Annotated in this window: 22 protein-coding genes and 1 riboswitch; of the genes, 11 read left to right on the forward strand and 11 right to left on the reverse strand. The window is 73.1% G+C overall.

What is annotated here, in order from left to right; genetic code table 11:
- Nucleotides 1-138 precede the first annotated feature (138 nt).
- From ACFYMP_RS30610 to ACFYMP_RS30625, 4 genes are all read right to left on the reverse strand, one after another.
- Nucleotides 139-1524 (reverse strand): GH1 family beta-glucosidase, encoded by a 1386-nt coding sequence (locus tag ACFYMP_RS30610; RefSeq protein ID WP_388863659.1) that lies wholly within the window; start codon nt 1522-1524, stop codon nt 139-141.
- Nucleotides 1521-2360, reverse strand: a complete 840-nt coding sequence (locus tag ACFYMP_RS30615) for a carbohydrate ABC transporter permease (RefSeq protein WP_388863741.1) — start codon at nt 2358-2360, stop codon at nt 1521-1523. Before ACFYMP_RS30615 ends, ACFYMP_RS30610 begins: the two co-directional genes overlap by 4 nt.
- An 82-nt stretch (nt 2361-2442) precedes the next feature.
- On the reverse strand, nt 2443-3447 hold the full coding sequence (locus ACFYMP_RS30620; protein WP_388863661.1) for a carbohydrate ABC transporter permease: 1005 nt from the start codon (nt 3445-3447) through the stop codon (nt 2443-2445).
- A 10-nt stretch (nt 3448-3457) separates the two neighbouring features.
- On the reverse strand, nt 3458-4774 hold the full coding sequence (locus tag ACFYMP_RS30625) for an ABC transporter substrate-binding protein (protein ID WP_388863663.1): 1317 nt from the start codon (nt 4772-4774) through the stop codon (nt 3458-3460).
- Between the two features lie 154 nt (nt 4775-4928).
- Between ACFYMP_RS30625 and ACFYMP_RS30630 the strand changes: the two genes are divergently transcribed.
- Both ACFYMP_RS30630 and ACFYMP_RS30635 read left to right on the forward strand, forming a co-directional pair.
- Nucleotides 4929-6248 carry an ROK family protein gene (locus ACFYMP_RS30630; RefSeq protein WP_388863665.1) on the forward strand — a complete coding sequence of 440 codons (1320 nt, stop codon included), beginning with the start codon at nt 4929-4931 and terminating at the stop codon, nt 6246-6248.
- Nucleotides 6249-6393: 145 nt separating this feature from the next.
- On the forward strand, nt 6394-7014 hold the full coding sequence (locus ACFYMP_RS30635; protein WP_388863667.1) for an NAD(P)-dependent oxidoreductase: 621 nt from the start codon (nt 6394-6396) through the stop codon (nt 7012-7014).
- Between the two features lie 39 nt (nt 7015-7053).
- Here the strand turns inward: ACFYMP_RS30635 and ACFYMP_RS30640 are convergent, their stop codons facing one another.
- A complete protein-coding gene (locus ACFYMP_RS30640; protein WP_388863669.1) occupies nt 7054-7614 on the reverse strand; it encodes a 2'-5' RNA ligase family protein in 561 nt (186 codons plus the stop codon).
- A 197-nt stretch (nt 7615-7811) separates the two neighbouring features.
- Nucleotides 7812-8056: riboswitch (cobalamin riboswitch) on the forward strand.
- A 157-nt stretch (nt 8057-8213) separates the two neighbouring features.
- On the opposite strand from ACFYMP_RS30640, the gene ACFYMP_RS30645 reads away from it, so the two are divergent.
- Nucleotides 8214-8645, forward strand: a complete 432-nt coding sequence (locus ACFYMP_RS30645; RefSeq protein WP_388863671.1) for an acyl-CoA thioesterase — start codon at nt 8214-8216, stop codon at nt 8643-8645.
- Nucleotides 8646-8720: 75 nt separating this feature from the next.
- Here the strand turns inward: ACFYMP_RS30645 and ACFYMP_RS30650 are convergent, their stop codons facing one another.
- Nucleotides 8721-10082, reverse strand: coding sequence for an NAD(P)/FAD-dependent oxidoreductase (locus tag ACFYMP_RS30650; RefSeq protein WP_388863673.1), 1362 nt, complete (start codon nt 10080-10082; stop codon nt 8721-8723).
- 404 nt (nt 10083-10486) lie between these two features.
- Between ACFYMP_RS30650 and ACFYMP_RS30655 the strand changes: the two genes are divergently transcribed.
- Together ACFYMP_RS30655 and ACFYMP_RS30660 are read left to right on the forward strand one after the other, a co-directional pair.
- On the forward strand, nt 10487-11344 hold the full coding sequence (locus ACFYMP_RS30655) for an alpha/beta fold hydrolase (protein WP_388863675.1): 858 nt from the start codon (nt 10487-10489) through the stop codon (nt 11342-11344).
- 45 nt (nt 11345-11389) lie between these two features.
- Complete coding sequence (locus ACFYMP_RS30660; RefSeq protein WP_388863677.1) at nt 11390-12163, forward strand: Clp protease N-terminal domain-containing protein; 774 nt, start codon at nt 11390-11392, stop codon at nt 12161-12163.
- Between the two features lie 25 nt (nt 12164-12188).
- On the opposite strand, the gene ACFYMP_RS30665 is transcribed toward ACFYMP_RS30660, so the two are convergent.
- Nucleotides 12189-13412 carry a benzoate/H(+) symporter BenE family transporter gene (locus ACFYMP_RS30665; RefSeq protein ID WP_388863679.1) on the reverse strand — a complete coding sequence of 408 codons (1224 nt, stop codon included), beginning with the start codon at nt 13410-13412 and terminating at the stop codon, nt 12189-12191.
- 167 nt (nt 13413-13579) lie between these two features.
- Between ACFYMP_RS30665 and ACFYMP_RS30670 the strand changes: the two genes are divergently transcribed.
- Nucleotides 13580-14125, forward strand: a complete 546-nt coding sequence (locus tag ACFYMP_RS30670; RefSeq protein WP_388863681.1) for a helix-turn-helix domain-containing protein — start codon at nt 13580-13582, stop codon at nt 14123-14125.
- A 41-nt stretch (nt 14126-14166) separates the two neighbouring features.
- Here ACFYMP_RS30670 and ACFYMP_RS30675 read toward each other — a convergent pair whose 3' ends face one another.
- Together ACFYMP_RS30675 and ACFYMP_RS30680 are read right to left on the reverse strand one after the other, a co-directional pair.
- The gene (locus ACFYMP_RS30675) at nt 14167-15093 is read right to left on the reverse strand and encodes an alpha/beta fold hydrolase (RefSeq protein WP_388863683.1); all 927 of its coding nucleotides are present in this window, start codon (nt 15091-15093) and stop codon (nt 14167-14169) included.
- A 69-nt stretch (nt 15094-15162) separates the two neighbouring features.
- Complete coding sequence (locus tag ACFYMP_RS30680) at nt 15163-15897, reverse strand: (2Fe-2S)-binding protein (protein WP_388863685.1); 735 nt, start codon at nt 15895-15897, stop codon at nt 15163-15165.
- Nucleotides 15898-16114: 217 nt separating this feature from the next.
- On the opposite strand from ACFYMP_RS30680, the gene ACFYMP_RS30685 reads away from it, so the two are divergent.
- Nucleotides 16115-17266 carry a low temperature requirement protein A gene (locus tag ACFYMP_RS30685; RefSeq protein WP_388863743.1) on the forward strand — a complete coding sequence of 384 codons (1152 nt, stop codon included), beginning with the start codon at nt 16115-16117 and terminating at the stop codon, nt 17264-17266.
- 131 nt (nt 17267-17397) lie between these two features.
- Nucleotides 17398-18336 (forward strand): universal stress protein, encoded by a 939-nt coding sequence (locus tag ACFYMP_RS30690; RefSeq protein ID WP_388863687.1) that lies wholly within the window; start codon nt 17398-17400, stop codon nt 18334-18336.
- Nucleotides 18337-18491: 155 nt separating this feature from the next.
- Here ACFYMP_RS30690 and ACFYMP_RS30695 read toward each other — a convergent pair whose 3' ends face one another.
- On the reverse strand, nt 18492-18941 hold the full coding sequence (locus ACFYMP_RS30695) for a pyridoxamine 5'-phosphate oxidase family protein (RefSeq protein ID WP_388863689.1): 450 nt from the start codon (nt 18939-18941) through the stop codon (nt 18492-18494).
- Between the two features lie 191 nt (nt 18942-19132).
- Here ACFYMP_RS30695 and ACFYMP_RS30700 point away from each other — a divergent pair, with 191 nt between their 5' ends.
- Nucleotides 19133-19807 (forward strand): response regulator, encoded by a 675-nt coding sequence (locus ACFYMP_RS30700; RefSeq protein WP_388863691.1) that lies wholly within the window; start codon nt 19133-19135, stop codon nt 19805-19807.
- A gap of 116 nt (nt 19808-19923) precedes the next feature.
- On the forward strand, nt 19924-21642 hold the full coding sequence (locus ACFYMP_RS30705; RefSeq protein ID WP_388863693.1) for a GAF domain-containing protein: 1719 nt from the start codon (nt 19924-19926) through the stop codon (nt 21640-21642).
- A gap of 104 nt (nt 21643-21746) precedes the next feature.
- On the opposite strand, the gene ACFYMP_RS30710 is transcribed toward ACFYMP_RS30705, so the two are convergent.
- Complete coding sequence (locus ACFYMP_RS30710) at nt 21747-22709, reverse strand: ANTAR domain-containing protein (protein WP_388863695.1); 963 nt, start codon at nt 22707-22709, stop codon at nt 21747-21749.
- 228 nt (nt 22710-22937) lie between these two features.
- Between ACFYMP_RS30710 and ACFYMP_RS30715 the strand changes: the two genes are divergently transcribed.
- Complete coding sequence (locus ACFYMP_RS30715) at nt 22938-23363, forward strand: STAS domain-containing protein (RefSeq protein WP_388863697.1); 426 nt, start codon at nt 22938-22940, stop codon at nt 23361-23363.
- Nucleotides 23364-23586: the final 223 nt, after the last annotated feature.

Here is a 23586-nt window from a genome sequence, read left to right on the forward strand (position 1 = left end):
CCCGCCCCCCCCCCGGGCCCGCCCCCCGGGGGGGGGTTGGGGGGGGGGGGGTGGGGGGGGGGTTGGGGGGCCGGGGGGGGGGGGCCCCCCCGCGGGGGGGGGGGGGCCCCCCCCCCCACGTCGTCGGCGTGGCGGCCCTCAGGCGGGGTGCCCGCCTCTGCGGCGGTGTCCCGCGACGAGTTCGGCGTAGCGGCGGCCGCTCGTCTTGACGGTGCGCTTCTGCGTCTTGTAGTCGACGTGGACGAGGCCGAAACGCTTGTCGTAGCCGTAGGCCCACTCGAAGTTGTCCATCAGCGACCACGCGAAGTACCCGGCGAGCGGGGCGCCCTTGCGCAGGGCCCGCGTGCAGGCCGCGAGGTGGTCCTCCAGGTAGCGCACCCGGTCCGGGTCGTCCACGCCGCCGTCGACACCGACCACGTCGGGCCAGGCGGAGCCGTTCTCGGTGACGTAGATCTTCCGCGCCCCGTACTCCTCGGTCAGCCGCAGCAGCAGCCGCTCGATGCCGTTCGCGTCGATCTCCCAGTCCATCCCGGTGCGCGGGACGTGCAGTCGGCGCACGGCCCGCGCGTAGGGCGCGCGCCCGGCGGGGTCGTCGGTGACGACGGCGGGCATGTAGTAGTTGAGCCCCAGCCAGTCCAGCGGCTGCGCGACGGTATCGAGATCCCCGTCCCGCAGGGGCAGTTCGACCCCGTACAGGTCGGTCATGTCCTGCGGGAAGCCGCGGCCGTGCAGCGGGTCCAGCCACCAGCGGTTGGTGTGGCCGTCCATGCGCCGGGCCGCCGCCGCGTCCGCCGGCGAACCGGTCGCCGGGTCCACGGGGCTGAGGTTGAGCACGATGCCGACCCGGGCGTCCGGTACGGCGGCCCGGATCGCGCGGGTGGCGAGTCCGTGCCCGAGCAGCAGATGGTACGAGGCGCGGACGGCGGCGGTCAGATCGCTGATCCCGGGCGCCATCGTCCCTTCGAGGTGGCCGATCCACGCGGAGCACAGCGGCTCGTTGAGGGTCGCCCAGTTCTTGACGCGGTCGCCGAGCCGTTCGGTGACCACCGAGGCGAAGTGGGCGAAGTGCTCGGCGGTCTCCCGGCGCGGCCAGCCGCCCCGGTCCTGGAGGGCCTGCGGCAGATCCCAGTGGTACAGCGTCGGGAAGGGTTCGATGCCCTCGGCGAGCAGGCCGTCCACGAGCCGGTCGTAGAAGTCGAGGCCCTCGGCGTTGACCGGTCCGTCGCCGGCGGGCAGAACGCGGGGCCAGGCCACCGAGAAGCGGTAGGCCCCGGCGTTCAGCTCCTTGATCAGGCCGAGGTCCTCGCGCCAGCGGTGGTAGTGGTCGCAGGCCACGTCACCGGTGTCACCGCCGGCCACCTTGCCCGGGGTGTGCGAGAAGGTGTCCCAGATGGACGGCCCCCGGCCGCCCTCGGCGACGGCCCCCTCCACCTGATACGCGGCGGTGGCCACGCCCCAGAGGAAGCCGTCGGGGAGGGCGGCGTGGTCGAGGGGTTCGCCCCCGGCCGGGACGGCAGCCGTCATTTGACGGCCCCGGCGGTCAACCCGGTCACCAGATACTTCTGGAGCAGCAGGAAGCCCGCCACGATCGGCACGCTGACCACGAGGGAGGCGGCCATGACCTGATTCCAGTACACGTCGTTCTGCGTCGCGTAGCCCTGGAGGCCGACGGCGAGGGTACGGGTCTGGTCGTTGGTCATGACGGAGGCGAACAGGACCTCGCCCCAGGCCGTCATGAAGGCGTACACGGCGACCGCGACGATGCCGGGGACGGCGGCCGGCACGACGACGCGGAAGAGCGCGCCGAGCGGACCGCAGCCGTCGACCTTGGCGGCCTCGTCGAGTTCCTTGGGCACCGAGTCGAAGTAGCCGATGAGCATCCAGATCGCGAAGGGCAGCGAGAAGGTCAGATACGTGATGATCAGGCCGAAACGCGAGCCGAACAGCGGGAGGCCGGTGGCGTTGCCGATGTTGACGAAGATGAGGAACAGCGGCAGCAGGAACAGGATGCCGGGGAACATCTGCGTCGACAGTACGGAGACCGTGAAGACCCGCTTGCCGGGGAAGCTGTACCGGCTGACGGCGTAGGCCGCGAAGACGGCGATGATCACCGAACAGACGGTCGCCGCGCCCGCCACGACCAGCGAGTTCACGAAGTACCGCGCGAGCGGGATGGTCTTCCAGATGTCGATGTACGGCCTGATCGTCAGACCCGAGGGGATCCAGTGGAACTCCCCGGACACGTCCTTGAGCGGCTTGAGCGAGCTGCTGATCATCACGTAGACGGGCAGCACGACGAAGAAGGTCAGGACGGTCAGGAAGACCCGGCGCACCCAGATGAACGACTTCGGCGGTGCCATGGGCGAACGCGGCACCCGGCCCTTGTCCGTCCGGGACACGGAGCCCGATGTCTTCGTCACGGCCGGCGTGACGGAGGTTGCGCTAGGCATCGGAGCCCTTCTTTCCGCGCGACGTGAGCAGGAGGTACAGGGCCGTCACCACGAGGAGGAAGAGCAGCAACAGGACGGACATGGCCGAACCGGTGCCGAAGTTCCAGGACACGAAGGACGACTGGTAGATGTGGATCGAGATGAGGTCCGCCGACTCCGGCGCCGAGTCCCCGAAGAGGATGAACGGCGTGTTGAAGTCGTTGAAGGTCCACAGGAACAGGACGAGCACGAGGACCTGATTGACGGGGCGCAGGGAGGGCAGGGTGATCCTGCGGATCTGCTGCCACATCGTGGCACCGTCGATGCTGGCGGCCTCGTAGAGGTCCTTGGGGATGTTCTGGAGGGCGGCCATCACGATGAGGAACGCGAAGGGCCAGGTCTTCCAGACGGCGACGACGCACAGGGCGACGAAGCTGTTGTTGCCCAGCAGCCAGAAGGGCTTGTCGTCGGTGAGGCCGAGCTGGTCGTGGACGACGTGGTTCACCAGGCCGTTGTCCCGCTGGAACATGAAGGCCCAGGTGATGACGGCGGCGTAGATGGGCAGCGCGTACGGGGTCAGGAAGATGGCCCGCAGCAGGCCCCGGCCCTTGAAGTTGTCCTGGAGGAAGATCGCGGCGGCGACCCCGATCAGCCAGCAGGAGGCCACCGAGATGACGGTGAAGACGCAGGTCACCCAGAAGGAGTGCAGCAGCGCCTTGCCGACCGGCTCGCTGAAGTCGATCGCGAGGTGGAAGTTGTCGAAACCCGACCAGGGGGCGGCGCCCCAGTCACGGATGTAGAACTGCGTCAGTTCCTTGAAGGCCATGAAGATGCCGACGACCATCGGCACCATGTGGACGAGGAGTTCGAAGAGCAGTGCGGGGAGCAGCAGCAGGTAGGGCAGACCGATCTTGCGCACCCGGTCGGGGATGCGCAGCCTGCCCTTCCGCTTCGGCCCGGGGCCGGGCCCCTTCACGGGGCCCGGCGTCGCCTGCTCGGGAGCGGCGGTGGCTGTCATGTTCAGTAGCTCACTTCGGCATCTGCTGCTGGGCCTTGTTCAGGCGTTCCTTGACGTTCTCCGTCGTGATCTTGCGACCCGCCGCGGCGTCCGCCCACAGCTCCTTCACCGCGGTACCCACCGTGGTCTCGAACTGCGACTCGGAGGGGACCTGCGGGAGCGGGCTCGCGCTGTTGAGCAGGGTCTCCTTGAGGACCTTGGTGTCCTGCCTGTTGAAGGCGGCGTCGTCCTGCGCGGCCTTGACCGGCGGGATGGAGCCGTAGGTCTTGTTGAGCAGCTTCTGCTCCGCGTCGCTCGTCATGAACTTGACGAACTTCTGGGAGGCGTCGAGGTTCTTCGTGTTCTTGAAGACGGCCATGTTGATGCCGGCGACCATGGAGTTGGTCTGCTTGTCGGCGCCCGGGGTGCCGGAGGGGACCGGGACGGGGGCGACGCCGTAGTCCTCGGGCTTCATGCCGTGCGCCTCGAAGGTGCTCGACGCGGCCTGCCACAGCACCATCGCGGTCTTGCCGCTGGAGAAGTCCTGCAGCGACTGGTTCTGGGCGTACTCGGCGTTGCCCGGGGCGATGATCTTGTCCTTGGCCATGAAGTCGACGTACTGCTTCACGGCGGCGACCGCGCCGTCGGAGGTGAAGGTCGGCTTGCCGTCGGCGTCGAAGAAGTCGGCTCCGTGCTGCTTGGCGAGGACGAACACCTGATGGATGTTGTTGGAGAGGTTGCCGCCCTCGGCGCCCAGGCCCCAGGTCTTGCCGCCCTTGGAGATCTTCTTGCCGTCCTCGACCAGCTCGTCCCAGGTCTTGGGCGCCTCGGTGATCCCGGCGTCGGCGAACATCTTCTTGTTGTAATAGAGCGCGTAGGACAGCGAGTAGAGCGGGACCGCGGCGGGGTCCTTGCCCTCGGCGCCGGCCGCGGCCAGCGCGGCCTCGGCGAAGCGGTCCTTGCCACCGATCGCGTCGAAGTTCTTCTGGTCCCAGGGCAGCAGCGCGCCCGTCGCCTGGAGCGAGGCGGTCCAGGTGTTGCCTATGTTCAGCACGTCCGGGCCCTGACCCGAAGTGGTGGCCGCGAGAATGCGGTTGAGCAGGTCGGCCCAGGGAACGACCTCCAGCTTGACCTTGACGCCGGTCTGCTTGGTGAACTTGGCGAGTTCCTTGGTCAGGATCTTCTTGTCCGCCTGGATGCTCGGCCCCTGGTTGGAGGCCCAGTAGGTGATCGTCTTGGAAGACTTGCCGTCACTCCCGCCGTCGCCGTCGCCGCCGCCACAGGCACTGGCGGTGACGGCGAGCGTGGTGACGAGGGTGGCAGCGGCAGCGGCTCGAAGTCTGCGCATGACGGAATGCCCCTTTCCGGGGTGGTCAAGGAGTGCTGGACGCGTTCAGTCCCTGAACGGCCTCACGACTTAATTTAGGACGTGAGTTAAAACCTGAGAGAAGGTCGCGTCAAGGGCTACGGCAGGGGTATGTTGCCGTCCGGGAAGGGGCAACATGGTGGAGCGTCACAGGCGAACAGTGCGTGACCTGCGCAGAGGCAACCGCGCGGCGGTTTTGCAACGGTTGTATTTCGATGGGCCGATGAGCCGCCAGGCGCTCGTTCCCGCGACCGGGCTGAGTTCGGGTTCGATCAGCAACGTCGTCTCCGAACTCACCGCCGACGCCCTCCTGGAGGAGGCGGGGGTCGTCGAGTCGGACGGTGGCCGGCCCCGTACCCTTCTGCGGGTCTCCCCTTCGGCCGGTTACCTGATCGGGGTGGACGTCGGCGAGACGATGGTCAGGATCGAGCTGTTCGACCTGGGCATGTCCGAACTCGCGCGCTCGGAGCTGGCGCTGACCCAGCTCGGTTACGACGTCGACGTCATCGTGCGGTACATCGGCGAGGGCATCGCCTCGGTGCTCACCGAGGCGTCCGTCCCGCCCGACCGGCTCCTGGGTGTCGGCGTGGGGGTGCCCGGCATCGTGGAGCGTTCGGGTCCTGAAGGAGCCCTGGTCCACGGGCAGACCATCGGCTGGGCCGGTGTGCCGCTGGAGACCTTGTTGCGCCAGGTCGCCGAACTGCCCCCGGAGGTCGGCTTCCACGTCAACAACGGGGCCAAGGCACTCGGTCAGGCGGAGATGTGGTTCGGTGGCGGCCGCGGCGCCGAGGACGCGGTCATCGTCCTGTTCGGCTCGGGGGTCGGCGCGTGCATCGTGACCGGCGGCGCGATCCACGGCGGAATGCACGGCAGCGCCGGGGAGTGGGGCCACCTGACCGTCAACGTCCGTGGCCGGCGCTGCCGTTGTGGGGCGCGCGGCTGTCTGGAGGCGTATGCCGGCTCCGAGGCGCTGTTGCAGCGCTGGGTGGAGGCGGGGGGCACCCTTCCGGACGGGGCCGGCGAGGAGGAGGCGGTGACGGCGCTGCTGGCCGCCGCCCAGCCCCGGGACGACGGCGGCGCGCCCGATCCGGTGGCGGTCGCCGTGCTGGAGGAGACCGCCGAGTACCTGGGCGCGGGCATCTCCGACCTCATCAACCTCTTCAGCCCGGAGCGGGTCCTCATCGGCGGCTGGGCGGGGCTTCAGCTGGGCCCGCACATCCTGGAGTCCCTGCGCCGCTACGCCGACAGCTTCTCGCTGCGCCACCCGGCCGGGAAGGTCACCATCGGCATGGGGCTGCTCGGGCCGGACGCGGTGACCGTGGGGGCGGCGACCCTCGTCCTCGCCGACTTCTTCAAGAGCGGTGGCCGGCGCAGCGAACCGGTGCGCGAGGAGGAGCTGCCCGCGCTGGACCACGTCGAATGGCGCGCCCCGCACGGGCCGGGTGCCCCGCACTGACTCCCCCTGGATCACGGGGGCGGGCGGCGGACGGGTCACGCGAGTTGCGCGGGAGAGCGCGGGGGCCCAGCGTCGGAGTGTCGGTCCTACTCCCAGGAAGGCGCGATGCCATGAACGGTCCCGGCCGGGGCGCGGGGGCGCACGGATGAGGATCACCGTCTTCGGCGCGTCCGGGAGAGCCGGGCGGGCCTTTCTGTACGCGGCCGCGCGGGCCGGGCACACCACGACGGCGGTCGTGCGCGATCCGGCCCGGCTCGCGAAGGCCCCGGCCGACCGGGTGGTGACCGGCGGCCCCTTCGACGAGGACGAGGTCGCCGACGCCCTCGACGGGGCCGGGGCCGCGGTGGTGGCGTACGCGCTGCGCGGCGGACGGCGCGACGTCCCGCTGTACTCCCGCGGCACCCGCACCGTCGTCGACGTGATGCGCCGGCTGCGGGTGCCCAGGCTTCTGGTGGTCTCGGAGGCGGCCTACGGACGGCATACGGCGGGGCCGCTCAACCGCACGGTGTCCGCGCTGTACCGGGCGACGGCGCGGCCCGTCATCCGGCAGCGGGAGGACCAGGACGCCGTCATCGCGGCGAGCGGCCTGGAGTGGACGATCGTGCGGCCGGTCGTCCTCGTCGAGGGACCCGCGCACGGCCGTCGCCGCGCGCCTTTCACCCCGCACCGCTCCCCCGCCCCGCGCACGACGTACGCGGATCTCGCGGCGCTGCTGCTCGACGCGCTGGAGGACCCGGCGACCTATCGGCGCGACCTCTACCCCTGAGCGGGCGGTGGCGCCTTCCGGTTCCGGGCGGGCCCGTGGCTACGGTCCCAGCGGGAGGACGTCCGCGTCCTGCCAGGCCCCCTCGCGCCGCACGATGAGGTGGACCACGGCCACGCGGGTGCACAGCGGCAGCTTCTCCGCGTAGCGCCGCTCCAGAGCGTCATAGGCCGACGGGTACGTTCCGGGCCTTTCGTGGTGGGCGAGGGTGAGGTGCGGGGGCAGCCCTCCGGGGCCGAAGAGCCCCCGGTAAGGCACCGCCTCGGGCCAGCGCTCCCGGAGCGCCGCGCGCAGGGCCAGGACCGGCTCGTGCGGTTCCGGCTCCAGGTAGAGCACCCCCGGGTAGCGGCCGAACCGCGCGAATCGGAGGGTGAAGGCGGGGTGGGCCCGGCACAGCCGGGCGAGTTCGCGCCGGGCCCCCGGTACGAGCCGGCTCTCGTGCACGAAGGGGTACAGGAGCGTGACATGAGCGGGGAACCCGGCCGTCACCAGGGAATCGGCCTCCGGTACCCGCAGGGTCAGGGCGGTGTCCCCGGGCCGGTCGCCCCAGCCCTCCGCGTCGTCCGCCCCGGCGGACCGGGCCGGCTCCCCTCTGGTCTCCACAGGGCCTCATGCTCGCACGCGGCAGGTCTTCTGCGCGCGGGGGCCCCGGGCGGACGACGGGTGGTGGTGCTCGCACGCCCGCCACGGGTGGGCGTGCGGACGCGCCGCTGGTGGGGGCGGGCGCCGGCCCGGCGCGCTGTTGCCGAGTTCACGTACGCCGGGGACCACGGATGATCGATCAAACGGGTGACGCGGGTTAGGCTGGGCGAGCAGTCGGTTCGCCCCCTTTCCTTCAGGATCGGGGTGCGTCGTAAGAGGGAACCCGGTGGGAGTCCGGGACTGCCCCGCAGCGGTGAGCGAGAACGACCGCCGTCCCACGCACTGGGCCTAACCGGGCCCGGGAAGCGACGGCCAGTAGGTGCCCGCCCGCCCCGTCTCGTACAAGGGCGTACGGCGTGTGTGCTCGCGAGTCCGAAGACCTGCCGCTGCCCGTGGGTGCCGTGGGCGCCCGCGGTGAACCCGGTGTGCGCGCGAGGGCGGCCGCGGGGTGCGGGCCGCTGCCGTCGCGGCCGGGTCCGTCCCGGTGCCGGTCACCGCACCCGGTGTCCTCCCGCCCGCGGTGCCGGGTCCGAGAACGCCGCTCGCGAAGGAGAGTTGACGTGACTGTGCAGTCCGCCGGAAACCCCCCGGCCGCCGTCCGGGACAGCAAGACCCCCGCTGAGTCCCAGGTGATGCTCAAGCACATCATGAGCGAACACGACACCAACCTGTACGGGACCATCCACGGAGGTGTCGTGATGAAGCTGATCGACGACACGGCGGCGGCCTCGGCCGGCCGGCACGCGGACGGTCCGGCGGTGACCGTGTCCGTGAACCGGATGACCTTTCTCGCGCCGGTGCGCGCGGGCGATCTGCTGAGCGCCGAGGCCACGCTGGAGCGCGCGGGGCGGACCTCGATGGACGTCGCGGTACGGGTGACGGCCGAGCGGTGGAACTTCTCCGGCCCGGTGACGGAGGTCGCGACGGCACGGCTCACCTTCGTCGCGATCGACGCCGAGGGCCGGCCGCGGTCCGTTCCCGCGCTGGTCTGAGCGCGCGAAGGGGCGGGGGCGGGCGGTGCCGAACCGCCCGCCCCCGCCCCTTCGCCGTGTTCGGCGGGTCCGCGCTCAGTGCACGCCGTGCAGGGCGGCGGTGTGCTCGCGGATCTGCTCCGGAGTCAGGTACACGTCGGTGTGCTCGAACTCGCGCAGGGTCCCGGACTTCTCCGACAGGAAGCCGGTCCGGACGAAGTCGTCACCCGCCACCGCGTTGAGCAGCCAGTTCGTCATGACACGGGTCTTGGCGGGCCCGGTACGCAGCGCCGACCAGTGGTAGCCCCTGGCCACCGCCTCGGCGGGCAGTCCCCGCAGGTTGACGCCGAGCGGCCGGGAGACGGCGTCGGTGCCGCCGAGGTCGACGACGAGCCCGAGGTCCTTGTGGACGTAGGGACGCATCGGCTGGTGCAGCAGGCTGGCGATGACGTTGTCGGCGACCTTGCGTCCCTGGCGCATCGCGTGCTGGGCGGTGGGCGGGCAGATCGCGCCCTCCTCCTTGGTGAGGTCGGGCACGGCCGCGGCGTCACCGAGGGCGAAGACGCCGTCGAGCCCGGGGACGTTCATCTCCGGGGTGACGGCGACGCGGCCGCGCACCGTCTCCGTGTCGAGCGTCGCCATGAGGGGGCTGGCGGCGACCCCGGCCGTCCAGATGAGGGTGCGGCAGGGCAGGGTGCGGCCGTCGGTGAAGGTGACCTTCTCCGGTCCGGCCTCGGCGATCGAGACGCCCAGGGAGACGTCGATCCCACGCCGTTCGAGCACCTTCATCGCGGCCTTGCCGAGTTCGTCGCCCAGCTCCGGCATGAGTTTGGGCGCGATGTCGATGAGGTGCCACTTGATGAGCGAGGGGTCCAGGCGCGGGTAGTGCTTGACGGCGTTGTGCGTCAGGCGCTGCAGGCACGCGGCGGTCTCGGTCCCGGCGTAGCCGCCGCCGACGACGACGAACTGCAGGCGGGAGGCGCGTTCCTCCTCGTCGGTGCTCGCGTCGGCGAGGTCGAGCTGGGAGATGACGTGGTCGCGGATGTACGCGGCCTCGGCGAGGGTCTTCATGCCCCGGGCGTTCTCGGTGAGCCCGGGGATGTCGAAGGTGCGGGTGATGCTGCCGGGGGTGAGCACGATGATGTCGTACGGCTCGTGCACGATCTCGCCGTTGACCTTCTGCACGATGCAGATCTTCGCCTGCGTGTCCACGCCGATCGCGCCGCCGGGAATGATGCGGGTGCGGTGCTTCTGGCTGCGGCGCAGCGAGACGGCGACGGACTGCGGGGTGAGCACCCCGGAGGCCACCTGGGGCAGCAGCGGCAGGTACAGCTGGTACGAGAAGGGCGCGACCAGGGTGATGTCCGCCCGGCCCGGTGGAATACGCCGCTCCAGACGGCGTACGCATCCCACTCCGGCGAAGCCGGCGCCCACTACGAGAATCCTGGGTCGTGCCACGGTTGTCGTCCCTTCTCAGGGGTCTGCGGTGTCCGGAGCCTGGACTGCTCCTACGGCTCTCGCTCGCCTGCCCGCTCAGCGGCGTATGTCACGGCCCATCTTTGCTTCCTCCCCGCCAACCCGCCCGTCGAACGCGCGCGGGCACGGCGGGAGGAGCGGCACGGCCACGGCCCCGCGGGCACCGGGCGGGGCCGATCGGGTGACGAAACCGCAGGCGGCGGGCGCCGCGCCCGGCCGGCCCCCACCGGGCCGGGCGCGGCCCGCGTCCAGGGCGCGTCAGCTGCCCGCGTGATGGGGCCACGGGGGCGCACGGCGTCGTCTACGCTCGGTTCGCCCGCCCCGGGCGGGTCTCGGTACGAGGTCGCGCGCGCCGCCCGCGCGCCCGCCACGGCGAAGGAGCCGTCATGCGCACGATCGAACTGACCGCGGGAACCGTCGAGTACGAGGACACGGGGGGCGAGGGGCCGGTCGTGGTGCTCCTGCACGGCCTGGCGATGGACGGCAGTTACTGGCGCGGACTGGTGTCCGCACTCGCGCCCGCGTGCCGGGTGATCGTGCCGAACCTGCCGCTGGGCGGCCACCGGGTGCCGCTGCGGCCGGGGGCCGACCTCAGCCCGCGCGGCATCGCCGCCCTGGAGGCGGAGTTCCTTACGGCCCTTGGCCTGCGGGACGTGACGCTGGTGGGCAGCGACTCGGGCCTGTTCCTGTTCGCCGCCCCGCTCGCGAAGGAGCGGATCGCGCGGCTGGTGATCGGCGCGTGCGAGGTCTTCGACAACTACCCGCCGGGTCTTCCCGGCAAGGCGGTCTCCCTCGCGGGCCGGGTGCCGGGCGGTCTGTGGCTGGTGAGCCGGATCGTGCGGGTGCGGGCGCTGCGCCGGGGCCCGACCATGCTGGGGCCCATGACGGTGCGCCCGGTTCCGCACGAGGTCACGGACGGCTGGTTCCGGGGCCTGATCGAGAATCCGGGTGTGCGACGCGATCTGCGGGCCTACCTCACCGCCACGCGCCCCGAGGACATGCGGGAGGCCGCCGAGGGGCTGCGCGATTTCGACCGGCCCACGCTCGTGGTGTGGGGCACGCGGGACCGGGTCATGCCGCTGGAGCACGGTCACCGGCTGACCGCGCTGCTGCCCGACGCGCGTCTCGTGGAGATCCCCGACAGCGGTACGTTCATCGCGGAGGACCAACCGCTCGCGTTCGCACGGGCGGTGGCCGACTTCGTCGGCGCCGGAGAGAGGCGGGAATCCGGCCGGAGTGAGTGACAACCAGAGGTTGACGCCCCTTGATTGTCAACCTACGGTTGTCACATGACGCATCCGGCAGAGTCCTCGTCCGTGCAGCGGGGCATCCGTCTCGACGACCTGATCAACGCCATCAAGAAAACGCACAGCGACGCCCTCGACCAGCTCAGCGACGCCGTCATCGCGGCCGATCACCTCGGCGAGGTGGCCGATCACCTGATCGGCCACTTCGTCGACCAGGCACGCAGGTCGGGCGCCTCCTGGACCGACATCGGCCGCAGTATGGGGGTGACCCGGCAGGCGGCCCAGAAGCGTTTCGTGCCCAAGGACGCGACGGACGGCGCGGACATGTCCGCCGACGAGGGCTTCAGCCGGTACACCCCGCGCGCGAAGAACGCGGTCATGGCGGCGCAGACCGTCGCGCAGGACGCGGGCAACGAACGCATCACCCCCGCCCACCTGACGGCCGGGCTGCTGGCCGAGCCGGAGAGTCTCGCGGTCGCGGCCCTGACCGCGCAGCGGATCTCACCGCGCGCGCTCAGGGAGGCGGTCGAACCACTGCTCCCGCCCCGCGTCGAAGGGGCCCCCGCTCTCGTCCCCTTCGATCCGGCGGCGAAGAAGGTGCTGGAGCTGACCTTCCGCGAGGCGCTGCGCCTGGGCCACCACTACGTCGGTACGGAGCACCTGCTGCTCGCCCTGCTGGAGCACGAGGACGGATCGGGTCCGCTGTCCTCCCTGGGCGCGGACAAGGCCGCGACGCAGGAGATCGTCGTCAAGGCATTGGAGGAGCTGACCGGACGGCGGCAGCAGACGGGGGAAGAGTCGCCCGGGGCGCGGTGACGCCCGCCCGGCGCACCGCCCGCGCTCACCCGCGTCTCGCCGGGTCCGGCTCCCGTCGCTCCGCCGTGGGAGCCGGACGGGCGAGGCGGGTCACGAGGAGCGCGAGCACCCCGGCGAGCAGCCCCCAGAAAGCGGAGCCGACACCGAGCAGCGTGAAGCCGGAGGCGGTGGCGAGGAAGGTGACGGCGGCGGCCTCGCGCAGCTCGGGCTCGGCGAACGCGCTGTGCAGGGAGGCGCTGATGGTGCCGAGCAGGCCGAGTCCCGCGATCCCGGCCACCAGAGCGTGCGGCAGGGCGGTGAGCAGGGCACCGATCGTGCCGCCGAGGAGACCGACGCACAGGTAGAAGAAGCCGGCCCACACGGCGGCGAGATAGCGGCGGGACCGGTCGGGATGGGCCTCCTCGCCCGCGCAGATGGCGGCCGTGATGGAGGAGAGATTGATGCCGAACGCGCCGAAGGGCGCGAGCAGGGCGTTGACCGCGCCGGTCCAGCCCAGCAGCGGGGAGACCGGCACCTGATACCCGGCGCCGCGCAGGACGGTCACGCCCGGGAGGTTCTGGGAGGCCATCGTGACGACGAACAGCGGTAGCCCGACGCTGACGAGGACCCGCCAGTCGAACTCCGGCACGGTGAGGACGAGGGAGGCCGGCGAGAACCGTATCCCTCCCGTGTGCGGGCCGCCGGTCGCGAGGGTCGCGAGCACGCCCGCAGCGAGCGCCAGCAGGACGGCGAAGCGCGGCGCCAGCCTGCGCGCGAGGAGGTAGGCCGCGAACATCGGGAAGACGACGCCGAAACTTCCGTGCATCGACCGGAACAGGTCGGTGCCGAACTCCAGGAGAACGCCCGCGAGCAGCGCCGAGGCCAGCGGCACGGGGATGCGGTCCATGACGCGGGCGAACCAGCCGGTGACCCCGCTCAGCAGGATGAGCACGGCGCAGAACACGAAGGCGCCGGTCGCCTGGGCCAGGGGGACGCCGCCGAGCGCGGTGGCGAGCAGCGCGGCGCCCGGGGTGGACCAGGCGGTCACGACGGGGGCGCGGTAGCGCAGCGAGAGCCCTGCGCAGGTGACGAACAGGCCGACGCCGAGGGCCAGCATCCAGGAGGCGAGTTCGCCGGCGTCCGCCCCGGCCGCCCGCGCCGCCGCGAACACCACGGCGGCGGAACTGCTCACCCCCACCAGGACCGTGACGAGACCCGCGGTGACGGCGGAGGGCGGGGCGAGTGCGCGCAGGCGCGCGAGAGTGTTCATGGACCGTTCCGGGGGCGCGGGGAGGCGGGACGACAGACGTTCCGTATACGGAACGTTTCGTGTATGGAACACTAGGGCGCCTCGCTTCGGGACGTCAACCTCCCTGGACAGGGCGGACGCGGGCCGGGCGGTGGCGGCATCGAATGGCGTGGTGGACCGGGAGCGGTATGGAGCTGAACGAGCAGGTGGGCCTGCGGCTGCGGGAGTTGCGGGAGCGGCGGGGCCTGTCGCTGTCGGAGCTGGCGCGCCGCGCGGGAACCGGGAAGGCCACGCTGTCGGGCCTGGAGTCGGGGCGGCGCAATCCGACGCTGGAGACGCTGTACGCGCTCACCACCGCGCTCGACGTCCCTCTGAGCTCGGTCCTGACGGAGCCCGCCCGGGGCCTTGTCCTGCGCCCCGGAGTCGACGGGGACGCCGTGACGGCGGCGCTGCTGGAGCGGGTGGAGTCCGCGGAGCTGGTGAGCGAGGTGTACCGCGCGCGTATCCGGCCGGGTGCGGTCCAGGAGTCCGCGGCTCACCTGCCCGGCACCAGGGAACGGCTCGTGGTGCTGAGCGGGAGGGCACGGGTGGGGCCGAGCGAGGCGCCGTTCACGGTGGGCCCCGGTGAGGAGGCGTGCTGGGTGTCCGACGGCCCGCATGTGTACGGCGCCCTGGAGCAGGCGGTCGTCGAGGCGGTGCTGTTCATCGACTACCCGCGCGGGCACGGCGGTTGAGGCTCAGTGACCGGCGACGGGCGCGACGGTGCCCGCCGCTTTCACTCCTCGGGCCGCGTGGGCACAAAGGCGTGCGGTGTGCTCGTCCCCGGACGCGGACGCGCGGCTTCGGCGGCGGCACGGGCGAGGAACCCCGCGACCGCCGACACGAAGCCGTCCGGGTCGTCCAGCCACGGGTAGTGGCCCGCGCCGCGCTGCACCACCGTCTCGGCGGGCCGGGCCCGGGGCAGGAGCGCGGTGTAGGCGTCGGCGAGCGCGGGACCGCCGCCCGGGTCCGTCTCCCCGGCGAGGACCAGGGACGGTGCGGTGCGGGCGGCGAGCACGGCACGCGCGGCGGGCGGGTCGAAGGCCCCCTCGGACACGAAGACCTCGGCCGCCCGCTCGTTGGTCTGCCGCTCCTCGGCCTCCCAGTGCGCTCGGGCCGTCTCGTCCCAGCGTTGGTAATAGAGGGGACCGGCCGCGTCCCAGTCGGCCTCGCTCGCCTCTCCCGCGACGATCCGTCCGAGGGCGGCCACCGCTTGCGGGTACCAGGGCCGTGTGCGACGCGGACGGACGGCGGCGGCTCGCTCCCGCGCCGTGACGTGGAGGCCGACGGCGAGCGGGCTCGGTGTCACGAGCACGAGGGCGTCCACTCGGCCGCCGTACGCCTGTAGGTACCGCACCGCGAGGTTGGCGCCCGCCGAGTGCGCGAGGAGGTCGGCGGTGTCGAGCCCGAGGTGACGCCGGAGGGCCTCGATGTCCTCGGCCAGCCGGTCGCAACGGTAGGAGGCGGGGTCCTGGGGGACGGCGGAGGCGCCTGTCCCGCGCAGGTCCGGTACGAGCAGCCGGTGGTGCGCGTTCAGTCCCCCGAGGTCGCCGAGGTACTCCCCCGCGCGCATCGGCCCGCCCGGCAGGCAGATCAGGGGCGGACCGGTGCCGGTTTCGCGGTAGGCCAGCCGGGTCCCGTCGGCGGCGGCGTAGTAAGGCATGGCGGCAGCCTCGCAGATCACGGTGAGCGAAGGCAACGGTCAGGCCGGCGCCACCGCGCGGGCCGTCTGTCAGCCCTTTCGGGCGGGGGCCGAGCGCAGGACGCAGTCCCCGCACAGCCCGCCGCCGGGGACGCGGTAGTAGAGGCAGCAACTGGAGCGCAGGAAAGCGACGCCGAGCCCTTCCTCGTGGACGAAGGTGCCGCCCTCGGACAGGGGCGCTCGGCCGAGCAGCGCGGCGGCGATCGGCACGGGCGGGTGCGGTGCGCCGGGGGCACGGCCGAGCAGGACGCGTACCGCGCCGGCCAAAGCGGAGGCGGCGTTCCCCCGCAGGATGGGTGCCGAGAGGCCGAGGCGCGTACGCATCGCCGTCTCCAGTGGCCGCAGGTTGGCCTCGACGACGGTGGCCCCAAGCGCCTCGGCGGGCGCCTCGGGACGGGCGAGCGGTTCGGGGAGCCACAGGGTGAGCGCGCCGTCCCCGGACAGCCGCCAGCGCACCCGCCCGGGAGCCAGGTCGGGGACGCGGCCGCTCAGGGCGGCGGCGCCGAGCCCGAGGGACCAGAGCCGGGAGGCCAGCCCCAGGTGCACGGTGGAGGCGGCCACCCGCCGGTCGGCCGTCCCCATGCGCGGGGCGGCACGGGCGACGTACTCCTCCAGTCCGCTGTCGTAGAGCGTGCTGAGGGGGGCGAACTCCCCGGCGTCCGTCCGGTCGGCGCACTCCGCGGTGAAGTAGGGCCCGACGCGCGCCAGCCGTTCCATGATCTCGCGCACGTGTCGCCGCCCTGTCTCCTCGTCGTGGACCGTCACCAGCGTACGGCGGCCGGCGGGGCGGGCTCCGGCCGGGCGCGTGACCGGTTCTGGGGCTCCGTACGCCGAGACCACCGGTGTCGGCCCGTGCTGTCCGGGGCTGGTCGGCCTAACCTGACCCGCGGCAGGTGTGCGGAAACGGGACGAGACACAGGGGCGGCCGGACGTGAAGAGTGAGCAGGCGCGGGCGCGGAGCACGGCGGCCCTGCGGCGGGTGATGCGGGAACGGGACCCGGACGAGGAGCACCGGGCGGCCACCCCGCTGGAGTTGTTGTTCGACCTCACGTTCGTCGTCGCGGTCTCGCAGGCGTCCGCGCAGCTGCACCACGCGCTCGCCGAGGAGCACTTCGCCACGGCCCTGACCGGCTACGCCGCGGTGTTCTTCGCGATCTGGTGGGCGTGGATGAACTTCACGTGGTTCGCCTCCGCCTACGACGCGGACGACGTGCCCTACCGGTTGCTGACCCTGCTCCAGATGGCGGGGGTCCTCGTCCTCGCCGCGGGGGTGCGGCCGGCCTTCGAGCACGGCGATTTCGGCGTCGTGGTCGTCGGGTACGTGATCATGCGGATCGCGATGGTCTCGCAATGGCTGCGCGCCGCGGCGGAACACCCGGAGGGACGGAGCACCGCGCTGCGCTACGCCGTGGGGATCACCGTGGTGCAGGCGGGCTGGATCGCGCGGCTCTGGGTGTCCGGCGCGTGGGCCTGGGGCAGCTTTCTGCTGCTGGTCGCTGCCGAACTGGCGGTACCCGCCTGGGCGGAGTTCCGGGGCCGGCGCACCCGCTGGCATCCCGGGCACATCGCCGAACGCTACGGCCTGTTCACCCTGATCGTGCTCGGCGAGGTCATCCTCGGCTCGCTGGCCGCGGTACGGAGCGCCGTGAGCGAGCGCGGTGTCTCGGCCGGCCTGCTGCTGATCGCCGTCGGCGGACTGCTGCTGGTGTTCGGCCTGTGGTGGCTCTACTTCAGCGGCCGGGAGGCGCGTCTGGACAGCCTGCGCACCGCGCTCGGCTGGGGCTACGGGCACTACGTCGTCTTCGCGGCGGTCGCGGCCCTGGGCGCTGGGCTGGAAGCGGCCCTGGACGCCACCGAGCACGAGGCACCCGTGTCCGAGCAGGCCGCGGCGCTGTCGGTGGCGGTGCCGGTGGCGGTCGTCCTCGCGGCCGTCGGGGTCCTGCACCGGCTCACCGGGGCTGGCGCCGTGGACCGCCAGGTGCTGGTGGCCGCCGCCTGTCTCGTGGTGCTGGCCCTCGGCTTCGCCACCCCGGTGCTGGGCGTGGGGGGCGCGGTCCTCGGAATGGGGCTGGCGGTGGCGGCGACCCTGACGGCCGGTCTGTTCGTGGCGCGGCGCGCGGAACGGGCCGCGTGAGGGGCGGTCGGCGTTTCGCCCTCGTGGGTTGGCGAGGGTGACGTGCGTCTCCCCGGACCAGGGACCACCGGCCCCTCCTGCGGTGCTCCACGGGCCGGAAGACTGGAGCCGAAACCCGAGGAGGTCGTTCCATGCCCCACACCGTGACCGTCGGCCTGGACGGTTCCGCCACGAGTCGCGCCGCCGCCGAGTGGGCCGCCCAGGAGGCGCTGCTGGCCGGGCGGCCGTTGCGGTTGCTGCACGCCACGACCGCCGGGGCACCGGTCGGCGCGAGGGGTGGTCCCGCGCGTCCGGCACCAGCGCGGCGCGGTGCGGTGGATCTCGCCGTGGACGAGACGCGGGCGGACCTGTCGCGGCGTCACCCGGGACTGCGTACCGTCAGCGAGCAGGTCGCCCAGGACCCGGCGACGGCGCTCGTGTCGGTGGCGGGCCCGGGGGACCTGCTGGTACTCGGGGCCAGGGGCCGGGGCGCGAGGAGAGGTCTGCCGCTCGGCTCCGTGGCGCTCGCGGTGACGGCCCGTGCCCCCGGCCCGGTCGTGGTCGTACGCGCGGAGGAGGAGGACCGGCGGGAGGCGGGGGGCCGGGGCGCGGTGCCCGGGGAGCGGCGTCCCGCCGCCCACGAGCCGCAGCCCCCGACGGGAAAGGGTGATGTGGTCGTGGGTCTCGACGTGCACCGCCCGCACGAGGACCTCCTGCGTTTCGCGTTCGGGGCGGCGCTGCGCAGGGGCGCGGGCGTCCTCGTGCTGCACGGCTGGCGGACCCCGCCGTACGCCTCCCTCGCGCACGCATCCGGCCCGTCACGAACGGAGCTGACGGCGGAACTGACGCGCGAGGCCCTGGAGAAGCTCGACCACGTGCTGGCGACCTGGCGCGAGCGCCACCCGGGGGTGAAAGTGCGCGAGGCTGCGGTGCCGCGGAACGCGGCCCGCCACCTCGTGGCGGCCTCCCAAGACGCCGCCCTGCTCGTGGTGGGGCGCCGCCGGGCCCCGAATCGGACGCACCTGGGCCCGGTCGGCCACGCGGTACTCCACTACGCGATGGCGCCGGTCGCGGTGGTCCCGCACGACTGAAGGAGCCCGGCCGCCCCTCGCCGGACACCACGGGCCGCGGCCGTCCGGTCCCCCGCCGGAGTACCGACTCGGAGGTACCCCCGCCCGCCCGGGGGCCGGGGGCTTCGCCCTGTCCCGGGCCGGTCCCGGCCGTCCTCCGGGCCCCGCCCGCCCGTTCACGGTCCCCGCACGACCCTCAGGCCGTGCACGAGGCGGGGGCGGACACGGATCGTGCAGTCCGTGTCCTGGCTGCCCCACGAGGCCAGGACACGGCTGAAGCGCGCGATCTCCCCGGGATCGGTGACGGGCGTGGCGTAGCCGGTCGCGACGACGCTCCAGCCGAGGTGGGTCCTCGGGTCGATGTCGTCCGCCTCGTAGGCGACGACGACCCCGCGCGCCGCGCCCTCGCGCGGCGAGCGGGGGGTGAGGTCGGCGCCGTCGTGGGTGCGGATGACGATGTCTCCGCCGTCGAGGACGTGGGAGACGGGCCGTACGGTGGGCAGGGCCTGGCGGCTGAAGACGATCCGGCCGAGCGCGACGGCGCCGAGCAGCCGGAGGGACTCCTCCGGGCCGAGGGGGATGCCGCGCCGGGTCCGGGGCGCGGCGGCCGGGTGATCGAGCGTCATGGTCACTTCCGTGAGGTGGGGCCCGGACCGGGCTGTGCCCATGACACCGCGTCCCCGGGGCTCCGCACAGGGGCCGTTCGTCCCCTGTGCGGCCGGACCGGGGCCGACCGGCCCTGTGCCGGCCGTCCGCCGTACCGGATGATCAGGACATCAGGAACGGGGTCGACGGGGTCACGGCGGAAGAGGACAGGATGGCGCAGAAGGCGGACCGGCCGATACGGGTGTTCCTGCTGGACGACCACGAGGTGGTGCGGCGCGGGGTGCACGACCTGCTCGACGACGAGCCGGACATCACGGTCGCCGGGGAGGCCGCGACGGCCGGGCAGGCCCTGGCGCGGGTTCCCGCGGTACGCCCCGACGTCGCGATCCTCGACGTGCGGCTGCCCGACGGCGACGGCGTCGCCGTGTGTCGCGAACTGCGCGCGCTTGCCCCCGGCCTGGCCTGCCTCATGCTGACGTCCTTCGACGACGAGGAGGCGCTGCTCGACTCCGTCATGGCGGGGGCGGCCGGGTACGTCCTGAAGCAGATCCGCGGCTCCGATCTGGTGTCGGCGGTACGGACGGTCGCCTCGGGCCGGTCCCTGCTGGACCCCGGCGCGACGGCGCGGCTGCTGGAACGGCTGCGCCACGGGCAGTCCCCCGAGCGGGAGGCGTTGCCCGGACTCACGGACCGGGAGCGCAGCATCCTGGAGCTGATCGGGGAGGGCCTGACGAACCGGCAGATCGGGGAGCGGTTGTTCCTCGCCGAGAAGACGGTGAAGAACCAGATCTCCCGGCTGCTCGCCAAACTCGGTGTCCAGCGGCGCGTCCAGGCCGCGGTGATCGCCACGCAGGTCAGGGACCGCGCCGGCCGCGTACGTCCCTGAGCCGGGACGGGAGCGCGCGCGGGTGCCGTCACCTGCCGGTGGCAGTTGCCCGCCGAGGCACTAGTCTCGTCGGCCAGGGGACGGCTTGGTGGGCGGGGCGGGTGGAGGCGACTGCGGTGACGGCTGGGGAGCGAGCGCGGATACGGCTCCCGCAACTGCGGCTCGACGAACTGCTCGGGGAGTTGCAGGCGCGGCTGGACGCGGCGCGCGGCACCCGGGACCGGGTGCACAGTCTGCTGGAGGCGGTCCTGTCGGTGGGCAGGGAGCTGGACCTGCGGCAGGTGCTGCGCAGCATCGTGGAGGCCGCGGCCGTCCTGGTCGACGCCGAGTACGCGGCGCTGGGGGTCATCGGCCCCGACGGCAAACGGCTCTCCGAGTTCCTGACCATCGGGGTGAGCGAGGAGCGCATCGCGGCCATCGGCCCCTATCCCGAGGGGCACGGGCTGCTGGGCGAGGTCATCCGCAACCCGGAACCGCTGCGGCTGTCGACGATCCGCGAGCACCACTCCTCGCACGGTTTCCCGCCCGAGCACCCGCCCATGAACACCTTTCTCGGCGTGCCGATCCGGGTGCGTGCGCAGGTGTTCGGGAACCTGTACCTGACGGAGAAGCGCGAGGGGCGCCAGTTCGACGACGAGGACGAGTCGGTGCTGTCGACGCTCGCGGTCGCGGCGGGCGTCGCGATCGACAACGCGCGGCTGTACGAGGAGTCGCGGCGCCGGGAGCGCTGGTTGCGGGCCAGTTCGGAGATCACCCACAGCCTGCTGTCGGGCTCCTCCCCCACCGAGGTGCTCAGCGGGGTCGCCGAGCGCGCCCGGGAGATCACCGGGGCGGAACTCGCCGTCGTCGCCGTACCGGTGGAGGAGACCGGGTCCCTGGTGGTGGAGCTGGCCATCGGACCGGGGGCGCGGCGGCTGCGGGGCCGGGTTCTGCCGGCGCGGGAGGGGCTGATCGGGGCGGCCTTCTCGGCGGGCGCGCTGGTGAGTGGTCCGGCGGCGGCGCCGCGGACGGGCCCCGGCGGCGGGCCGGAGGGGCCGGAGGGCCTGGGGCCCGCTGTGGCGGTCCCCATCGGTTCCGGGGAGGGCGTGCGCGGGGTGGTGCTGCTGGCCCGCTCACGTGGCGGGCCCGTGTTCACCGAGGAGGAGAGCGAGCCGTTGCGCGGGTTCGCGGGGCAGGCGGCCGTCGCGATGGAGCTGGCGGAGCGGCGGGACGACGCGGAGCAGATCGCCCTCCTTGAGGACCGCGACCGGATCGCCCGCGATCTGCACGACCTCGCGATCCAGCGGCTGTTCGCCACGGGGATGACCCTGCAGAGCGCGGGCCGGTTCATCGAGCACGAGGGTGCCGCGGAGCGGGTGCTGCGGGCCGTGGACGACCTGGACGAGACCATCAAGCTCATCCGTTCCACGATCTTCGGTCTGCGCTCGCGGGACGACGCCCTCGGTCAGGGGCTGCGGGCGCGTGCGGTGCGGGCGGCCGGTGAGGCGGCCCCCGTACTCGGTTTCGCCCCGGCGCTGCGCATGGAGGGGCTGCTCGACACGGAGGTGCCGCGCGAGACGGCCGATCACGTGGTGGCGGTCCTGTCCGAGGCGCTGGCGAACGTGGCCCGGCACGCGCGGGCGACGCGCACGGACATCCGGCTGGCCGCCGCGGACGGCGAGGTGCGGCTGACGGTACGCGACGACGGGGTGGGGGTGCCCGGCGGCGGCCGGCGCAGTGGTCTGCGCAACCTCGCGGAGCGCGCCGAGCAGTTGGGCGGGACACTGGCGCTTTCCGCCCCCGAGGAGGGGACGGGCACGGTGCTCGACTGGCGGGCGCCTCTTCCGTCCGGATGAGGGATCTGCCGGTCCGTGTGAGAGGTCCGCTGTCCGGATGAGGGGCCCGCTGTGCGCGTGAGCGGCGGGAAGCTCGTAGGTGGTCGGGCCGAGGCGGCCGAGTCTCAGCCGTCCGTCTCTCCGGTGCCTCTCCGGTGCAGTTCCTCCAGCGCGTCGAGGACGACGGTGTGCTGATGCCAGGCCAGCCAGCGTCCCGACTGGAGACCCAGCCGGGCGAGGGCGGCCTCGGCGGCCCTGCCGGGCGGGGTGATGGGGCGGTCGTGGTGGGTGGAGACCATGCCGACGCAGCGGCCCGCGGCGGTGACGAGCGGGGTGCTGTGGGCGCCGCGGCTCCCGGCGGCGAGGATGGTGCGGCGAGCCGGTTCGGTGAACACCGGATCGGTCGCCACGTCCCGCACCGTCACCTGTGCGACGTCCTGTGCGGCGCGGGAGCAGGACGTCCCGGCGGGGCCGGCCTCCACGTGGTCGAAGAAGTCCACGAAGTCGTCGGTGAGCCCGGCGTGCTTCTCCATGCGCAGCCCCCCGCTCACCGCGTCGACGAGCTGCACGTTGCCCATACCGGTCTGGTTGATCTCCAGGGTGCGGCTGAGGACGTTGCCGAGCACGGCTCCCACGGTGGGTCTGCCCTCGGTCGGCCCGGCCAGCGCGCCCAGGGGCGGCGGGGTGTGCCGGGCCCGGCCGGGGAACCACTCGCGACCCGGGCGGGGGCGCGGTGCGGCGACGACGGCCTCGGCGAGCGCCCGCACGCGCAGGTTGTGCCGCTGCGCGGTGTGGTGGAGGAGGCCGAAGGCGGTGCGCTCGTCACCGAGGCGGTACCGCTCCTGGAGCACGCCCTGGGCCTGGGCGATGACGGGCCGGGAACGCAGCTTGGCGCGCAGATCGCGAATCTCGGCGCGCAGGCGCGCCAGGTCAGTGTCCGCGTCCGTGTCCCGGGAGACCGGGACGGCATGGGCGGTGGGGGCGGTGGGGGCGGTGGGCGCGCGGTCCGTCCCGACGAGCGCGCCCGTCCCGGGTCCGCCATGCTCCGCCGGTTCCGGCGTGGGTGCCCCGGTCCCTGCCGTGTCCATCCCGGTGCGTCTCCCGTCCCATCCGCCGCCGGTGTCCTTCCGGACCGGACGACCCGCGTCTCCTGCTGTACGGCGCCAGCTTTCCGCCGGGGCGCCCCCGGAGTCAATCGAGCGCCGCGCCGGGGCCGATCGGCCCATGCATACCTGACCGGCGACGGGCAATACTCGGGACAGGGTCAGGAAGCGGCCTGTCCGTGATGAAGGCTGCCCTGTTGAAGGAATGACCCGATGTCCCCCACGAACCACCGGCTCGGTCCGCGTCACTTCGTCGTCGTCCTCGACGAGGTGGTCGACCTCGACAACGAAGCGACCGTGGAGAGCGCGCTGCGCCGGCTCGTACGTACGGCACGCGAGCGGACGGTGGTGATCGACATCACGGCGCCGATCATCACCTCGGCCGGACTGCACGTACTCCTGCGGTTGCGGCGCACCGCGCTGGCCCACGCGAGGACGCTGCGGGTCGTGGCCCGGGAGCCCACCACGCGCTGGGTGTTCCGTGTCACGCGGCTCGAACAGACGCTCAAGGTGAGTCACAGCCTCGAACAGGCTCTCAGGGAGAGCCTCCCCTCGTCCGTGGCGCCACATGTCCCGCACCCCCGGCGTAACGGCCGGGCGGCCGACGAGCGTCCGGGGGCGCGGCACTCGCGCCGTTGAACCCGCCCGCGGCCGACGCTCGGTCCAGCTCCCGGCCCGTCGCCGCCGCCGGTCCGGCGGCCCCCGGCGAACGCCGTACGGATGTCGCGTCCCTGGACGCGGAGTCTCGCCGACGAGGCGCGGGGCCGGCAGGACCGGTGCTCCCAGGACGTGGGACCCGGTCGGCACGGAGCCGCTGTCCTCTCGCCACGTCGGAGGGCAGCGCGAAAGAGGCCGGTGGTCG

Origin of the sequence: Streptomyces sp. NPDC007088, from assembly GCF_042869355.1 — a bacterium.
In the GTDB taxonomy this organism is placed as follows: domain Bacteria; phylum Actinomycetota; class Actinomycetes; order Streptomycetales; family Streptomycetaceae; genus Streptomyces.

Bases quoted from the DNA above. Each gene is read 5' to 3' on its own strand.
- ACFYMP_RS30610 (WP_388863659.1), bottom strand. From the start codon at position 1,524: ATGACGGCTGCCGTCCCGGCCGGGGGCGAACCCCTCGACCACGCCGCC.
- ACFYMP_RS30615 (WP_388863741.1), bottom strand. From the start codon at position 2,360: ATGGCACCGCCGAAGTCGTTCATCTGGGTGCGCCGGGTCTTCCTGACC.
- ACFYMP_RS30620 (WP_388863661.1), bottom strand. From the start codon at position 3,447: ATGACAGCCACCGCCGCTCCCGAGCAGGCGACGCCGGGCCCCGTGAAG.
- ACFYMP_RS30625 (WP_388863663.1), bottom strand. From the start codon at position 4,774: ATGCGCAGACTTCGAGCCGCTGCCGCTGCCACCCTCGTCACCACGCTC.
- ACFYMP_RS30630 (WP_388863665.1), top strand. From the start codon at position 4,929: ATGGTGGAGCGTCACAGGCGAACAGTGCGTGACCTGCGCAGAGGCAAC.
- ACFYMP_RS30635 (WP_388863667.1), top strand. From the start codon at position 6,394: ATGAGGATCACCGTCTTCGGCGCGTCCGGGAGAGCCGGGCGGGCCTTT.
- ACFYMP_RS30655 (WP_388863675.1), top strand. From the start codon at position 10,487: ATGCGCACGATCGAACTGACCGCGGGAACCGTCGAGTACGAGGACACG.
- ACFYMP_RS30660 (WP_388863677.1), top strand. From the start codon at position 11,390: ATGACGCATCCGGCAGAGTCCTCGTCCGTGCAGCGGGGCATCCGTCTC.
- ACFYMP_RS30665 (WP_388863679.1), bottom strand. From the start codon at position 13,412: ATGAACACTCTCGCGCGCCTGCGCGCACTCGCCCCGCCCTCCGCCGTC.
- ACFYMP_RS30670 (WP_388863681.1), top strand. From the start codon at position 13,580: ATGGAGCTGAACGAGCAGGTGGGCCTGCGGCTGCGGGAGTTGCGGGAG.
- ACFYMP_RS30675 (WP_388863683.1), bottom strand. From the start codon at position 15,093: ATGCCTTACTACGCCGCCGCCGACGGGACCCGGCTGGCCTACCGCGAA.
- ACFYMP_RS30685 (WP_388863743.1), top strand. From the start codon at position 16,115: ATGCGGGAACGGGACCCGGACGAGGAGCACCGGGCGGCCACCCCGCTG.
- ACFYMP_RS30690 (WP_388863687.1), top strand. From the start codon at position 17,398: ATGCCCCACACCGTGACCGTCGGCCTGGACGGTTCCGCCACGAGTCGC.
- ACFYMP_RS30695 (WP_388863689.1), bottom strand. From the start codon at position 18,941: ATGACGCTCGATCACCCGGCCGCCGCGCCCCGGACCCGGCGCGGCATC.
- ACFYMP_RS30700 (WP_388863691.1), top strand. From the start codon at position 19,133: ATGGCGCAGAAGGCGGACCGGCCGATACGGGTGTTCCTGCTGGACGAC.
- ACFYMP_RS30710 (WP_388863695.1), bottom strand. From the start codon at position 22,709: ATGGACACGGCAGGGACCGGGGCACCCACGCCGGAACCGGCGGAGCAT.
- ACFYMP_RS30715 (WP_388863697.1), top strand. From the start codon at position 22,938: ATGTCCCCCACGAACCACCGGCTCGGTCCGCGTCACTTCGTCGTCGTC.